We start from the raw sequence: 16329 nt of genomic DNA on the forward strand, positions 1-16329 counted from the left end.
TATAAACAGTTGCGTAACGATTTTTCAGCCGATCGTTACTCTCGGCACACGTATGAAACGTAGCGTATAAAAAGACGCTAACTTTTCGGATTTAGCACGAGCCGAATTTTTTATTTTTATGTTTAAATTTCTTTTATAATATAACCAAATAAAAAATTTGGCGTACTTTGTAAATATACAAAAACCTCTCGTAAAGCCTATAATAGCTATGTTTTATACACGTTGTTGTGCATAGTGCTTTTCACGTTCAGCTTGGTTTTCCGATGTTTTTATTTAGTTCGGAAGTGAGTGTTGGCAAGACATACTCTTTTGCAATTTTGGGCGTAGCGTTGGCTTTAGCGAATTGCGAATGTGTATGGCTTTTAGCGTTGGCATTTTATTCTTCCTCATCTAGTGTTTCTAAATTTTCCGTTAATGAAAATCCTTTTTGTCTGAACCAATTTTCGCTTATTCTATTATTATCACTTTTCGGCAATGGTTTTGCTTCGTGAACCTTAAAGGTTGTCGGAAGATTTACCGAATGACCAAAAATCAAAGCGTGTTGAGTCGGAATAGATGGCATTCTCCTCAAAATCGTTTCGGAAATATGCGGTGTAATTTGTCGAATATGTGCAAGGTCTTCTGGATTTTGAATTCTGTGGACTATGAAATTACTGCATTGAGATAATACTGTTTTAGATAATTCACTTGGTCTTTGTGATGAAACTAAAAGTAACAGTCCAAATTTTCTCCCTTCTTTAGCAATCGAGTCGAAAATCTTATTTGCTTTAAGGAATGTTCCCATCGGATTTCGTGAAATATATCTATGAGCTTCTTCCAAAATTAGATTTACTGGATATGAATTTCGAGGATTTATGTCCTTAACACTTTCATAAATAATACGAGATATAACACAAGATATTACTTCCACAATTTCATCTTCTACTGCACTTATGTCTATAATAATTATTTGACTAGTTTTTAATTTTTGAGCTTCTACTTCATTTAATCCAATCAAACTGTTTTTATACTCACTTATATTGCCTTCATCTTTTTTTAGAAAATTAAAATCAGTTCTGTCCTTGATACTTTTTACTCTTGTAATTAACGAAGAACAATAATCTCTAATATGTCTATTTCCGTGTGCTTCTTCATATAACAGAGCTAAATCGAGAGCATCTTCTATAATATCAAATGTGAATTTTTGGTATTTTTCATAAGAAGGCATTTGAAATTTTTCTTGAATAAAAAGTGATAAACCGTCTTCGTTAGTTTGTTCAAGGAAATAGTGTAATTGTTCAGTACCTACTATTACGCCAAAATGAACATACAAGCAGTTTCTTAAATTAAGCCTGACGTTTTGATTCCCAATACGTACAGAATTATGCTCATTATCATCTTGGTCTATAAAAGTAAATTCTGTTGTTAATGATATTTCAGCGGTATTGAATTTTTGAAGTATCGATATTATCCTATCGGATTTTGATGGACTGCTAGTTTCATCTCTTAAAATCTCACTTATGCACGTTGCCAAAATATGATTTTTGAGTTCATTGACATTTTCTCCAATAGAAAAAACAGATGCTAAACCTAGTGCATTTCTTAATATTGGTATTTGAGTTTTTTCTGTTGCTTGAAGAAGTAAAGCCCATTCATCAATAGTCAAAAACCAATGAGGTAGTGTGAATTCTTTTACACCCTTATCAGAACTCCCGATACAGAAATTTTGCACTTCAATATCTGTGTTTTCAGATATCTCACTAAAAGCCTGTTTGTATTCGCCATTTACATCAAACACAATGAATGTACTTCCTACAGCACTATGATTTGATAGCTTATAAATAGACTGAAGAATTGAAGAAATTGTACAAGATTTACCACTTCCTGTATTTCCTAAAACAGCAGAATGACCAGCAAAGAATTTATCTATGTCAATTTTAACTTCATAATCTGGGAATATAGTGGAAGTACCAATTGAAAGCGTTTTATATCTTCTCTTTTCACAATCGCATTTTTCTTTGTGTTCACTAGGTTTTTCACAAACTATCTCAATTTGTTCCTTAACATTAAAAATGGCATCAAGTTCTTTTTCTTTTATGTAAAGAACGTCTGTATATAATGCAGGATAAACACTAACTCCAAATTCAAATTTATAATAATCTGGATTTTCATCAACTGGTTTTAGTGTTCCAATAGGAAGTATTTCTAGATATTTACCAGTAGTACTTTTACTTAAAATTTGTTCTTTAGGATTACTGAAAGGTACATTTAGCTCTTTTTCTCGAACTCCTGATACCTCCGATACTATAAAATAATTTTGGTATGGTAGCACAACGTAGCTGTTAAGTTGAGCAAAATAATGGATATCATCAAATCCACTAATGTTAAAATTGTCAATTCCACTTAATAATTCAACAGTAAATCTGTCTGAATTTATTGCTACTACTTTACCAATAACTCTTTGTTTATCTTCTCTATTCATTATCTTGGAAATAGAGTTTTTATAGCATTATCGATTTTGTCATCAATTTCATCATTACTTAAGTCTGGTAATATTTGCTCGATAAAACCTTTAAAATAATGTAGACTTTCTCCGTTTTCTAACTTACCACCTACAATCCAGATTCTTGGGTCATTTAGTGATTTTAGTTTTTTGATTTCATCACTTTTAGCAAAATCTCCAAACACGATTAATCGGAAAGACGGTATTGTAAATGCTTGATAAATAAGATTATTTATATGCTCATCGCTAAAGCTATAACCAAGAGAAATAAGTATATTGTTATTCCTCATTAACCTTTTCTGAAATTCTCTAAACAAATCTGAATATGGACTTCCCATACTTGCATTTTGTTTTAGAGGTGTAGGATGTATCATTATAACATCCTTTTTTTTGAGGTTTTCTAAACTTGTTTCTTGAATTTCTCTAACTCTAAAAAGTTTGGTCTGTTCTTCGTCCTGAACCCAGTTTATAGAACCGTGTATTTTGTATAGATAAATGAAATTATCAATAACACTCCATTTACCTTGTGATAAATCCATTTTTTCAGCTAGTGCATAATTAAAAATGGTCGGATTAAAATATTTTTTTATACCACCTGAAAATCCATTTACGTAATGTATTCCTAAACTGTCAAGTGCGATTTCAGAGTACAAGTCATAGTTTGTTGTAAATATGCTTGGTTTTGGAAGATTTGCATTTCTGTATAAAAGTTTGCGATAAAACATTTTATAAAGATTTACCAAATCTATGTCATCTTCATTGCTACGTTTAGTCTCATTCAGACATTGTTCTAAAAGGAAATTTCTTGCTTTATCTATGATACCTTTGACCTTTTTAAATTCGTCCGTTCCATTTTGATTGGTAGTTTCATAAAAATATATAAGACTGTGAAGTGTGCCTAAAAAAGTTTCTAAATTGTTTTGGAATGTAGTTGACGTAATATCAAGTTTTACATCGTCTTTTAACCAATTTCGGTCATCTTCTGTTAGAATGTTAGCATAAAAATTTTTAGCAAGTGGTGCCATTGTCGGGATGCCTATTTCTTCCCATTCTTCATCACTATTCTGAATTTGATATGAGGAACAGCCAGAACCCAAAAGAAAGGATAGATTCTTTCCATCGAGAACTTTATTAAAAGAATCTTGAATTTTATTTAGAAGAGCCGATTCAGTTTTTTCGTCTGATTTGTCTTTTATTTTCTTTAAAACTTCTTCGTTTCCTTTGTAAAAATATAATTCAGATTCTGCCATTAATAACTTATGTTTTGGTTTTTCAATTTAGTCAAATTATTCTCATTTTTGTGCGTTGGCAAAAAACAGCTCTTTTATTTTTTTTTGGCGTTGGCTTTTCGCGTTGGCAAAAAAATGAATGTGCTGTTTATGCGGCTGGCTTTTTTAGTTCAAATGTTCAATTTTTTTGCAATTTTCGCATTATGCACAACTCGTTTATAGGCGCAGTTTTATTGCACAATATATCCTTATTTGGTTGACTTTGTGTAGTTTTATTTCACTTTATATTTTTATGTCCTTGTCCTTAATGGACTCCGAATCGGTTTAATTTCCCGCTAACTTACCTAGGTATAAATTGCAGTGGCCCTAAGGCTAGGATACCCTAGTAGCTCCTATAGACAGCTTGTATCAGTTCATTAATTTATAAATAAGCTTGACCTAAGAATGCCGTAACAAGATACAAATTTTAAGGATTCCCCCTCTGTAAATCTTTAAAAAATCAATTTTTTAAAACTATCCCCACGGCTAACTTCAGCGGTCATCTTAACAAGGGCTAGTAATCAATGCGCTATTATTTCCGTGGCAATTGAACCGGAACACTTAAAGAAAAACAAGAAATCTCTATTGCATAATTCTGGTTTAGAATTACTCCTCCTTATGCTTGATTTGATAATTGCCACTGGGCAAATCGGCCATATACCATTCCCCGCCTTTTTCATCGGATACCCGTTCAAAAGTAACTGAAGGCCCCTGCTCCACCACAGGTTTTATTTCACTTCTGGCGGGTAACCTTAACACAGCAACTGTATTGGACGGAACGGTAAGACTCAATTCAACCTGCCCTGAAGTCTTTCGCCAATGACTTTTTATCATCCCATAGGGAGATTCATGACCTGCCTCCACCCATTCAATTTCAGAAGAAAGTAAAGGCTGAATAATAAAACGCTTAAACCCCGGAGATTCATCAATGGGCCTGATGCCACCAAGCCCCTTGTAAAAGTAATCTCCAATGGTACCAAACATAATATGGTTGCGAGATTGACTCCCATCCCAATTCTGAAATAGCGTATTGGCGTGCAGTTCATCTACCCAATAACCCCAACCCGGGAAGGTCCGCTTGTTGGCCATTTCAAACAAGACATTCTCCTGCTGATAATCCATCAATACCTGAATAATGGCCTTGGTACCGACCACCCCTGCATCGATATGCCCCTCTTTAGTGTCAATTGCTTTGAGCAATCCGTCCAATACCAGGTCCTCCTTCTCTTCAGGCACCAAACCAGTAAAAAGGGGGACGGCCTGGGAAGCCTGTCCCCCATGGTCATATTGACCCGTCTGAGGATTAAGATAGGCTTTATTAAAAGCCTTGGCAATGTTTTTCGAAAGTTCCAGGTAAGCTTCCTGATCTTCTACCTCCCCAAGAACACCGGCCATTTTAGCTAATAGGTTACTGAAGTAGTGGAAAAAGGCTGTGGATAAAAAAGGTCCCTGGGTGAGGTTTTCCAGTTGTTTGTGATCATCAATGCCAAACTTTAAGAGGTAAGCCTCAGCATTAGCATCCAAGTAATCCACGTACTTTTTCATGTTTGGATAATACCTGAACAGCAGAAGACTGTCTCCTGAAAACCGATACATTTGCCAAGCTACTTCCAAAAAAGCCCCTTCCCAATGCGGCCCATACCCCCTTTCCTTATCCAGGCCTTGGTTGAAAGTGTATCCCCATCCACTGGTAGGAATGATCCCCGGCAGGTCGCCACTGTCTTGCTGCTCATCTACAAAGTCGTCCAACCATTTCCTGTAAGCAGGTACCATGTCAAAATTATAATTCCCCATTTCTGCCACCAAGAGGGCATCACCTGTCCATCCCATTTTTTCGCGGTGTGGACAGTCGGTAGGATACCCATGGTAATTGCCCAAAAATGACCAGCGCATATTTTCCTGCAATTGATTGAACATGGCATTTGAACTTCTAAAATATCCTTTTTCAGGAAGGTCGGTGTGTACCACAGCAGCATTGATTTCCAGTAGTTCTAGCTCCGGTTCACTTATGGTGACCTCCATGTATTGAAATCCCTGGTAAGTAAAAATCGGGTGCCAGGATTCGATCCCATCACTTTTCAGATAATACCTGTCCGTTTGGGTATCTCCGGACCAGATAAAGCGACTAAGCTCTTCGATGTCCAGGGTACTGTCAGGATAAATCCTTTCCCCATACCGGATCTTCAGGCTTGCATTGGCAGGTCCTTTTACTTTTATATCGGCCCATCCGGTGATGTTTTGACCAAAATCATACATGAAAGTACTGTCATTGATTTCCCATTGATTTTTTGGTGTAAGGGTATCAATCACCCTTATTGGAGGCATTAATTGAGCAACCATTTTCCCCTTTGGCCCGCTAATCTGATGCGCGGCTTCCCAATTTGCATCATCAAAATCCTGCGAAGTCCAATCCGCCATTTCCTTGCCGGCATCATAGCTTTCTCCATTGTGTACACTATCAAATATTATAGGCCCATTCAAAGTATACTTCCAACTGTCATCTGTTTGGACCCAAAGGGCTTTGCCATCAGCATCCACAATTCTCAATTGCGCCCTCAAAACAGGTACGCCACGCCAGGGGGCCTGATCAAAATCCCAGGCTTCTCTGGTATGCTGGTTGTACCATCCGTTTCCTAAAACCACGCCTATCGCATTTTCGCCATTATTGAGCATTGCGGTCACATCGTGCACCACATATTTCACCGATTTATCATAGCGAGTCATGGCAGGATCTAATACATGGTCTCCCACTTTCTCCCCATTAATATAGGCTTCATGGTATCCCAAACCGGCAATATAAAGCCTTGCAGATTGTATAGGCTGATTGATGGAAAACTCCTTACGGAAATAGGGGGCCGGTGTTAATACAGGAATGCTGTCCTGTGCATTGGTGGATGCAATCCATGAAGCTTTCCAGTCCACCGGGTTTTTAAGCCCCATCTCAAACCAGGTGGCTTGGCTTTCATAAGCCACTCCCTTTTCATCCTGAACCAAAACCTTCCAGTAAACCTTTCTTCCGGATTCCAGGGTTTTGCCCTCATAGGAAATCCCCAAAGAACGATCTGAATTAACCTCTCCTGAGTCCCATAGGTCTGCTTTTCCCTCTTTTAAAAACTCAGGTTTTGTTGCCACCAAAATGCGGTAATTTTGTTGGAAGAAGTCGGCTAAACCCTCCTCCGTTTGCCAACTAAAAACCGGATTATCCTCCAAGCCCAGGGGAGTGCTAAGGTGGTTGACTTTTAGGGCATTGACTTTATATTCTATTTTCTCAGAACAAGAAAAAGTCAGCCCAATTAAAAAAATCCAAATCAGTTGTACAAATCGTTTCATATTTTAGTTTTTGTGGATAGGATCTGCGGAAACCCATGTCCTAAAGTCTTACCATCAATGGCACTGCTAAGCAATAGCAAATTATTTAGGTAGGCAGTGCTTACAAAAATCTTATTACAAGATATTTAGGGCATTATAGCCTTCCTGACCATGGCCAATGGGGCTTTGTCAGGAAGTATTCCTTTCTAGCCAGGATGATTTTTGAAAGTACAAAATACGATTCTTTAATTTCAAACCAGCATTAGCTATGACCGTTATTGCGCCTAGTTTTTATATTCTTTTTCGTATTCAAATTCTTTAATTCCTTCTTTGGTTAAATAACTATCAAGAGAGTCTTTACTCAAGAAAATTTTAGGGTCTTTATGTTTTTTCAGTTCGAACAGATACCAAATTAATTGAGATTGCCTATTTGGCTCTTGAAGAAAGCTAAGGTCTTTATTTAATCGTTTTTTAAACTCAAGGTCCGTAAGAATATCAACCTTTTTAATGAATGAAGAATCTAAAGCTAATCCTACAGAAGGCTTTATATTGTTTCTGGTAATTTCTATTTTTTGAATACAAGAGTTAATCACATCATAATACTCATTTATCCAATCTTCTCCAGGAAGTCTGCCTGCAAGCAAGTAATTCTCATTCCATTTTAGTTTTAATAGAGTTGAAGGGACAACTATTTCTTTGAAACTTCCGTCTTTTTGATCAGAGTAGCCTAACATTCTATTTTTAGGAATATCTATCGTTGAAACCCAATAATTACCAGTTACATTATCATCCTCAAGAGTATCGGAAAAACAGCCTGAAAGACCTATAAGACAAATAATTAAAATTCCGATTAAAGATTTTAAGTTCATTTTTTCAAATTAAGAATTTCGGCTAAGGAATCTTAAGGATGGTACAGATTTTTATTGAAAATGGCTATAATATGACTCTCCAAGTAGATCTAATAGGCTTGTATAGTGGATTAGAACCAATTGTAAGGATCAGGACTGATAGGTTCAAATGAAAAAAACCGACAAAATATACGCTTGATCTCCTCAAAAGCAAAAGAACAATCTCTAAACACCAACCTTTTTATTCCTCAAGCTAAAAAAAAGGGAAAACAATTCCCCAATTGTTATTCTAATTTCCTAAAACGTGAATTGACCAAACTGACCCCTGAACCTGTGGTCTCTAAGTCAGACAAAGGGCCAATCGTCAGAAGGCCTAGTTATTTGCATGCATTCACTTTTCATTGATATAAGAAGTCATTGAGTTCACCAGTCTCAGGATTATAGAGTATAAATCTCTCATAACCACTTAAGTTTCCAGTTGGTGGGATATAGATCGGTACAAATTCAACCGTATCGTATTTCAAAATCGAATCAACCCTAGCATTATCTTGCCTAACAAGGGCTCTTGAGACAAAATTCTGATAGTGTCCTATATCAAATTTCCATGGTATCGAGTCAGTTTGATACCCCATTAGATAAAGGCTGTCAAGAGGAGCATTCTTAGCCCTTAAATGTCCAATAATCAAATCGAGTGCATCACTGAGCTCAGTTTCCTGGGTCTCGAATTCGATCAATAATGGCGCATCAATCTCAAGTTCTAAGACGTTAGATTTTTGTTCCGATGTGCTAGTTACGCAGGAATGTAGCGTTAAGGCAAGAGCAAGGACTGTAGTTTTCTTCATCAGTGCAGGTAATGCTCCACAATCATTGTATATATTTATAATAAATGTAGGAGTTGGGTATAAGGACAATACACCAAATCCTATCGGTTTAACATTATTGATCAAATTAAGTGTTTTGGTCAAAGAATCTAAGGGAAAGACCACATTTTTATTGAAAATGGATATAATAGGACTTTCCATAAGCGACCGACATAACTTATCCAATCCCATAGCAGAAAGCTACCGGAGAAGGCATCCAACCCTGATCGATCAGGACAACAATAAACCAGAGCCTTAATCGCACCATTGGAGCTTAAAGGTTAGTAGCTGGCATTTCTACCAATACGTAATTCGTGCTTCTTCCTCCACTTGATTCTTTTTGTAGTATATTTTTCTTAATCAAATCCTGAATATCTCTTAAGGCAGAATCTTGAGAGCATTTGCAAATCTTAGCCCATTTTGTGGTAGTAAGTTTTCCGGTAAATCCGTCAAGTAAGCTATTGACCATTTTTTGCTGACGTTCATTTAAAATGGTTGCAGCAGGCATTTTCCAAAATTCGGCTATCTGAAGTACCTTTTGAAGTACACCATATGATAAATTTATTGCCTCTTATAAACAAGCTAAAAACCACAAAATCCATTCGGTTATGTCAGAAAAAGGAAATTGAGCTACAACCCATGAATTTACCGCGGTTTCGTTTATTGTTTAAGTACTTGGTAAGCCTTTATTATTTGAACTTATATCTTGTGGAGTTTTTGTCTCCGATTTTCTCAACCATTCCATTTTCAAATGCAAACTTTAAATCACGGCTTGCTGTTGCTGATGATATTTCTCTAAAATTCTTTAGGTAATCCTTTCGTGAAAAGAAATCTTCCTTTATTACTGATTTAAACAAGTTGATTCTGTCAATATTTTTGAGGCTTACATTCTGTATATTAAGTAATTCTTCAAATGATTCATGTATAATTTCAAGCATAAATTCTATGAATAGGGTTGATTCTCCAGAATTATCAGATTTCCTTAAAGCCTCGTAATAATTTTCCTGACGTTCCATTATTAAAGTTTCTATGGGGAGAAACTCAAAAACGGGGTGGAAATTTTTTAAAATTAGGGTTTGCCATAGTCGTCCCATCCTTCCATTACCGTCAATAAAGGGGTGTATAAATTCCATTTCATAATGAAATACACAACTTTTGATTAAAATTAAATCATCATCATTCTTGAGATAATTAAATAAATCGTCCATTAAGGGTTTAAGCCTACTACTTTGAGGAGCAATATGAGCAATTTCTGCCCCCTTTACTATTCCAACTGATTTACTTCGGAGTTGTCCAGCAGATTCAACTAGTCCATTCATTAACAATCCATGGGCCTCACAAAAAGACGCAAAACTATTGGGTTTTAATTTGTCCAAATAGTCATATACTATTATAGCATTTTTTACTTCAAGAATGTCCTTCTTGGGCCCAATCACCCGTCTGTTTTCAACGATTGCAGTGATTTGTTCAATGGTCAACGTGTTTCCCTCTATTTCAAGCGAAGAGTGAATTGTTTTAATTCTGTTTTTCTTTCTTAGTTCAGTGGGAGGTTTACTCAGATGAACAGCGTTTACCTCACCTAACCTCTCTGAAATTGAAGCAACAAGCTTTAAAATCTTACCTGTTATTGTATAAGGTGGTTTCATTCCATATAATCATGATAGTATCATTTGATAGTATCAAAGATAGGCAAATTGCATTAATATTTCTATAATTTATTAATTGTGGTGTTGAGAAGTAAAGCACTCGAAAAAAGCCTGATAGACTCATTTATCAATACCTATACAGATAATAAAAGAACCAAGTTTCAGCCCCCCCTCACTATCACTCCGATAGACCATTGCACTTCTTTTTGTTGTTAATCTGACACGCACCATTGGAGTTTAAAGGTTAGTAGCTGGCATTTCTACCAATACGTAATTCGTGCTTCTTCCACCACTTGGTTCTTTTTGTAATATATTTTTCTTAATCAAATCTTGGATATCTCTTAAGGCAGTATCTTGAGAGCATTTACAAATCTTAGCCCATTTTGTGGTGGTAAGTTTTCCTGTAAATCCGTCTAGTAAGCTATTGATCATTTTTTGCTGACGTTCATTTAAAATGGTTGAAACATGCATTTTCCAAAATTCAGCTTTCTGAAGTACCTTCTGAAGTAACACATAAGTTGCGTTTATTGCCTCCTGTAAACATGCTAAAAACCACAATATCCATTCGGTGATATCAGAATTTCCTTTTTGGGTTCTTTCTAAAACGCCATAGTATTGTTTTCGCTCAACCCTAATTTGGGCCGACATGCTATAAAATCTTTTGACGCTATTGTCAGAGCGTGCCAATAACATTTCAGTAATTGCCCTCGTGATTCTACCATTTCCATCTTCAAATGGGTGGATGGTTACCAACCATAAATGTGCTATTGCCGCTTTAAGAACAGGGTCAATTTCTATTTCATTTTCAATCCAATCTAGAAGTTTCTCCATTTCATAAGCTATCCGCTCTGCAGTCGGAGCTTCAAAATGGACCTTTTCTCTACCCAATGGTCCCGATACTACTTGCATTGAACCTTTTATGTCTTTTCTCCAATCAGCTACAGTTATTTTAAATAGGTTACTCCAGCCAGTTGGGAACAGTGCTGAATGCCATCCAAATAACCGTTCTTTTGTCAGCGGCAAATCATATCGCTGCGTGGCATCCAACATCATCTCTACGATACCATCAATATGCCTTTCCGATTCAATTGCACCTGCAATGTCAATTCCAAGTCTACATGCAATAGAAGAACGCACTTGTTCAGTTTCTAGGATTTCTCCTTCAATTTCAGATGACTTTACAATTTCCAGTGTCAGGGTATTAAGCATTGCTTCATTCTGTAAATCAAACCCAAGCGATTCCATCCGTCCCAGCAGTTTTCCTTGTAAGTGCCTGGTTTCACTTAATTTCAATAATACTTTCTTGTTATCCCAGGTAAAATCAGTCCAATTGTCTCTATTATGAATGTAAAAAGCCATATATCCGCAAATTATGCGGTCAATATACCTTCTATTCTCCGCAATTCATATATTCTCCGCATTTTTTGCTTTTAATAAGCATTCTATTCTCCGCACAGGCTTACTTTTTGATTAGTGGGTAGCGTAGTACCTGATTGCATGCTTTATTAATACCTATAAGGGTAATAAGAAAAAAACGATCAATACCCCAATTAAAAAAATCCAAATCAGTTGTACAAATCGTATCCTATTTTAGCTTTTGTGGATAAGATGTACCTGTGTTCACCGGCGATATGGCTGAAAGGCATGTTCTTGTTAAGCCACCACATTTTTTCAGCGGGCATTTCTTTTATCGGTTTTTCTCCAACTTTTGAAACTCCAGTAGCATCCATTAAGCCAATGTTGGTGAAATACAGGCCAAAACCGGCACTATTTCCATCATTGATATGCCAGGTCCCCAAATTAATTACCAGCCTGTCCAGCTTGGAAACATCGATACCTTGATTTTCATAATCTTTTTGCCAATTAAGTTGGGCCCTTTTCCAGGTTTCCTCTTTGCTATCCAATTCAAAATGTAGAAAAGGAATAGCTTTGTGATCTGAAAAGCGATCTTTTAAAAGAGGCGTACCTTTACCAAGCCAGTAAGCCATGTTAAAGAGTTTTGTGCTCCCCATAAAACCCTCAAGCCAAACATAGCCACCTGCCCATGCCTCCTTTTGCTTAACAGATTCCTTATCCAAACAATAATCCAAACCAATGGCCTTTGGCTCCTTATCCAGACTAATCGCCTGACACAAATGGTTAATGGTTTGTGGCAACCGATCTTGTCCGGGAACTGAATACGCCCTTTTAGCCGAAAACAAATAAAGGGCTTTATAAGTACCAAATTTCTTAACTTCCATAAGGTTAGAAGGAGTCTGATTTTCTTTGTAAACATAGCGTCGGTGCCAATTATCCAAGCCTGCTGAAAAATCGCCATTTTGAACATCCTTTTCGGTAGGCAATTCCCATTTGTAATTGAGCCAAAGCGGAAATTTGCTAGTTGAAAATTCAGGTATCTCTTCAGGATAAGTATAAATTTCTTCTGTAACAGTTTTAAAAAAAGCTTTACCCGTTTTACCTCTGGCGCTGAAAACCAGAAGGCCCTGAGAAGGCCCACCATGAATTTCTTCTTCCCCAAAGGCCCTTGGTCGGTAACCTGCCGCAGGAATATTAATCATTTTAATTCCCTTATAGGTTACCGCTGTTTTTTGGGAGGCTATGATAGGTATATGTACATGTCCACTAAAAACAAACCGCACATTGCCATGTTTGGTCAATAGGTTTAGCAACATTCTTTTAACGGCAATGGATTCCGCATAATTAATCAAAGGATCAATGCCTATGGGATGCGAAGGAACATGCTGGAAGAATACTGTTGGTTTGTCTTTATTTTTCGCAAGGTCTGAAGCCAACCATTCGAAATAATGAGGATGGGTTTCAAAAAAATTTTCTCTTAAAGGATCCGGCCAGACTATAAAATGCCAGTCGCCCAAGTCAAAGCTATAAAGCAACCACTCCATTCCATTCATTGCTTTTTGGGCACTAAAGTAATGGTTAAATTCATCCATTTTATATCCAGGAGTAAAAGTAGATTGATACCTGGTTTCATGGTTTCCTATGGCTAACAATATAGGTGATTCCAATTCTTTCAAATATGCCCGCATTGCCTCAAAGTGAGCCAACTCTCCTTGATTGTCCACCAAATCACCCAAAACCAAGGTCAGCACTGGTTTATTGGGCAATTCATTAACCCTTTTTATGGTGTCTTCGGCAAAAGCATTGTGGATTTTCACTCGGGTGGGATGAGCCTTGTGTACTTTAGGATCTCCACCCTGGGGATCTGCAAGGATGGCGATATCAAAGTTTTTATCCGCTGTGGAAATACCTAAATTCTCTGGATCCAATTGTCCCATTTCCAAGTCTAGCAGGTAATTACTTGAAACTTTTAACTTATCTTTTTTAAATGATAGCTCCTTTTTATCAACCAATTCACCCAAGCTCAAATGAAAATCTTTCCCATTGAGGGTGAAGTTCAACACTGTGTCAGGCTGTGGGTTTTCAATCCATATAGAAAAAATATAAGGAAAAGCAGCCCCTACCTGAAATTGAAACTGTCTACCCTCATGCCCTACTTCCGCTCTATGGTTGGCAAAAGGATAGTCTTTTATTTTATACAGTAGGGTTTTATTTTTATAAAAATTTAATGTTACCTCTTGAGGTAAAAGGGTTTCTAAAGCCAGGAATTCAAGCCTAAGCATAAATTCACCGGCTTTATTTAACACTTCTGAAAATAGGTTGGCTTCGGGATAAGCAAATGGAGGTATAGGGTTTTTATGTTCACCAGACAATCCCTTCCCCATAAAAACCAAGGAAGAACTTGTGCTAAGTTTGGATATGAAGGCCCTTCTTTTCACTTTTTACCAATCCATATCAAAATCATAGTCTGCAGGGTCAATGTCCCATTTTTCGAGCAAGCCTCTGGCGGCCCTTAGGTCATATTGGCTACGGTCCAGTTCGCCGGCATTCTCTATCATTGCAAGGACTGCATCAAGGCTGGTTTTAGAATTATCTTCTATGCTGTCTATTACGTTTAGCGCATGTGTTCTGGCAAAGGAATTGGGCGTTAGTAATACCTCGGCCAGCGCTTGCAAGGCTTTTTCTTCGGCACCCAAGCCATACAATGCCTCAGCGGCTACGGATTTAACATTGGGAGAGGGGTCATTTAAGGCCTCTTCCAGTGCATTGGTTGCCGACTGGGCCTTTTCTCCCAATATTAATAAACCTGTTGCTCCCCAATACCGCTCAGCAGCCTCCTCTGATTTTAATAGACTCTTAAGTTGAGAAAGGTCTTCTTCTTTGGCCGTTGAGGCCAAATTGGCTGCTTCTATCAATTGCTCCAAATTGATATCGGAGTTGCGCATATAATCATAGGCAGTCGTCCCTTCCGTTTTGTCAATTAGCTCTGCTTCGGGTATAAAACCTGTATCATTAATTTCCAACATCCAATCTTTTGCTGCAGCCCGCATTCTTTCCAGGTCTTCCTTGTATTTGGGGTCATTGGCCAGGTTATTTACTTCCCAAGGATCATTTTCCGTATCGTACAGTTCTTCTGCAGGTTTGGTATTCCAAAAGGCCGATTGGATGGGGTTTAATTCTCCGGCTTTAAAAGCCGCTTCCCAAGACCTAATAGATGGCGCTCTAAATAAATACTCTAAATATTGCCCATAAACTCTATACGGGATATAATTACGGATATACCTGAATTTCTGGTCGCGTACTGCCCTACTCATGTCATAGCGCTCATCCATTCTCCCTCTAAACATGTACACGTATTCCGGGTCAGGTGTTTTCTTCACTCCCAAAAAGGCCTTTCCTTGCAAATAATCAGGAATATCTGTTCCGATAATGCTTAACAGAGTTGGAAACAAGTCCACAAAACTGATTATCCGATCCACTTTTTCTCCGGGTTTTTCAGCAGGAAATAAGTGCTTGTATTTTTCGGGTATTCTCACAATAAATGGCACTCTGGTACCTGCTTCGTAAACGTAACGCTTACTTCTTGCCAACACCCCACCATGATCCCCATAATAAAACACAATGGTATTCTCCGCTTCACCACTTTCCTCCAATTCCTGAAGAATCTCGCCGATTTTTTGATCCATGTCTTCCACCTTGTCATAATACTGTGCCCAATCATGGCGCATTTCGGGAGTATCAGGATGGTAAGGAGGTAAAGTCACCTCTTCCGGACTATGCCTCAGCTCTTCATTGGGAATGGATTTATGGATGGAGCTCTCATGAGAGATGGTACTATTAAAAACCGCAAAAAACGGCTTGCCTTCCGGTCTGTTTTTGTAATGGGCTTCTTTACTGGAATCATCCCAAATGTTTACATTTTGCTTTGGATTTATATTGTAGTCTTCTTTGGAATTATTGGTGGCATAATAACCGGCCTCCCGTAGCATTTGCGGATAAAATTTTACCACATCTGATTTGTCATAATAACTCCTCATGTGCTGATTCCCTCCTGAAATGGCATAAATCCCGGTCAATATTGTGTTCCTTGCGGGGGCACAAACAGGGACATTTGCATAAGCATGTGTATAAAGAAAGCCCTCAGCAGCCAAGGCATCCATATTGGGCGTGGTGGCAAAATCATCCCCATAGCATCCTGCAATCGGGCTATTGTCTTCACTGGTGATCCATAAAATATTGGGGAGAGGCAATTCCTCCTCAGGCTTTGCACATCCAAAAAACAATATGAGCGTAAGAAAATATAAAGTATGTTTCATTTTGGGTTTAACTATTTATTATCGTGAAAACATAAATAAACTCAATTTTTTTGGCTTTGTGTAGTTATCAAGGAAAAATCAGTAATAAACAAGTAACCAAAACGAATACGCTAATCAATAAGGCCATAAATTCAAAATTGGTAATAGATAACCTCTTAAGTGGTTTGCAGTGGTGATGTAGTCATTTTTATTAAGACAATTTTAATCGAACTGAGTTTAAAAACATAAATCATAGTACAATTCT

The 16329-nt window shown here is 37.4% G+C and carries 10 protein-coding genes; all 10 read right to left on the bottom strand.

The window, feature by feature from the left end; translation table 11 throughout:
• Window positions 1-376: 376 nt before the first annotated feature.
• Window positions 377-2461, bottom strand: coding sequence for a DUF87 domain-containing protein (locus AAC073_RS16675; protein ID WP_339924933.1), 2085 nt, complete (start codon window positions 2459-2461; stop codon window positions 377-379).
• Window positions 2461-3732, bottom strand: coding sequence for an SIR2 family protein (locus AAC073_RS16680; protein WP_339924934.1), 1272 nt, complete (start codon window positions 3730-3732; stop codon window positions 2461-2463). The genes AAC073_RS16675 and AAC073_RS16680 overlap by 1 nt, the downstream gene beginning before the upstream one ends.
• Before the next feature lie 624 nt (window positions 3733-4356).
• On the bottom strand, window positions 4357-7080 hold the full coding sequence (locus AAC073_RS16685; RefSeq protein WP_339924935.1) for a family 78 glycoside hydrolase catalytic domain: 2724 nt from the start codon (window positions 7078-7080) through the stop codon (window positions 4357-4359).
• A 263-nt stretch (window positions 7081-7343) separates the two neighbouring features.
• Window positions 7344-7928, bottom strand: coding sequence for a hypothetical protein (locus AAC073_RS16690; RefSeq protein WP_339924936.1), 585 nt, complete (start codon window positions 7926-7928; stop codon window positions 7344-7346).
• Window positions 7929-8305: 377 nt separating this feature from the next.
• Window positions 8306-8953 (bottom strand): hypothetical protein, encoded by a 648-nt coding sequence (locus AAC073_RS16695; protein WP_339924937.1) that lies wholly within the window; start codon window positions 8951-8953, stop codon window positions 8306-8308.
• Window positions 8954-9041: 88 nt separating this feature from the next.
• Window positions 9042-9275 (bottom strand): hypothetical protein, encoded by a 234-nt coding sequence (locus AAC073_RS16700; RefSeq protein ID WP_339924938.1) that lies wholly within the window; start codon window positions 9273-9275, stop codon window positions 9042-9044.
• 181 nt (window positions 9276-9456) lie between these two features.
• On the bottom strand, window positions 9457-10413 hold the full coding sequence (locus tag AAC073_RS16705) for a Fic family protein (RefSeq protein ID WP_339924939.1): 957 nt from the start codon (window positions 10411-10413) through the stop codon (window positions 9457-9459).
• A gap of 237 nt (window positions 10414-10650) precedes the next feature.
• Window positions 10651-11772 carry a Fic family protein gene (locus AAC073_RS16710; RefSeq protein ID WP_339924940.1) on the bottom strand — a complete coding sequence of 374 codons (1122 nt, stop codon included), beginning with the start codon at window positions 11770-11772 and terminating at the stop codon, window positions 10651-10653.
• Window positions 11773-11978: 206 nt separating this feature from the next.
• Window positions 11979-14207, bottom strand: coding sequence for a metallophosphoesterase (locus AAC073_RS16715; protein WP_339924941.1), 2229 nt, complete (start codon window positions 14205-14207; stop codon window positions 11979-11981).
• Window positions 14208-14210: 3 nt separating this feature from the next.
• Window positions 14211-16085: a sulfatase-like hydrolase/transferase gene (locus AAC073_RS16720; RefSeq protein ID WP_339924942.1), complete on the bottom strand. Its 1875-nt coding sequence runs from the start codon at window positions 16083-16085 to the stop codon at window positions 14211-14213.
• Window positions 16086-16329 lie beyond the last annotated feature (244 nt).

It is taken from the genome of uncultured Cyclobacterium sp., from assembly GCF_963977555.1.
Taxonomy (GTDB): domain Bacteria; phylum Bacteroidota; class Bacteroidia; order Cytophagales; family Cyclobacteriaceae; genus Cyclobacterium.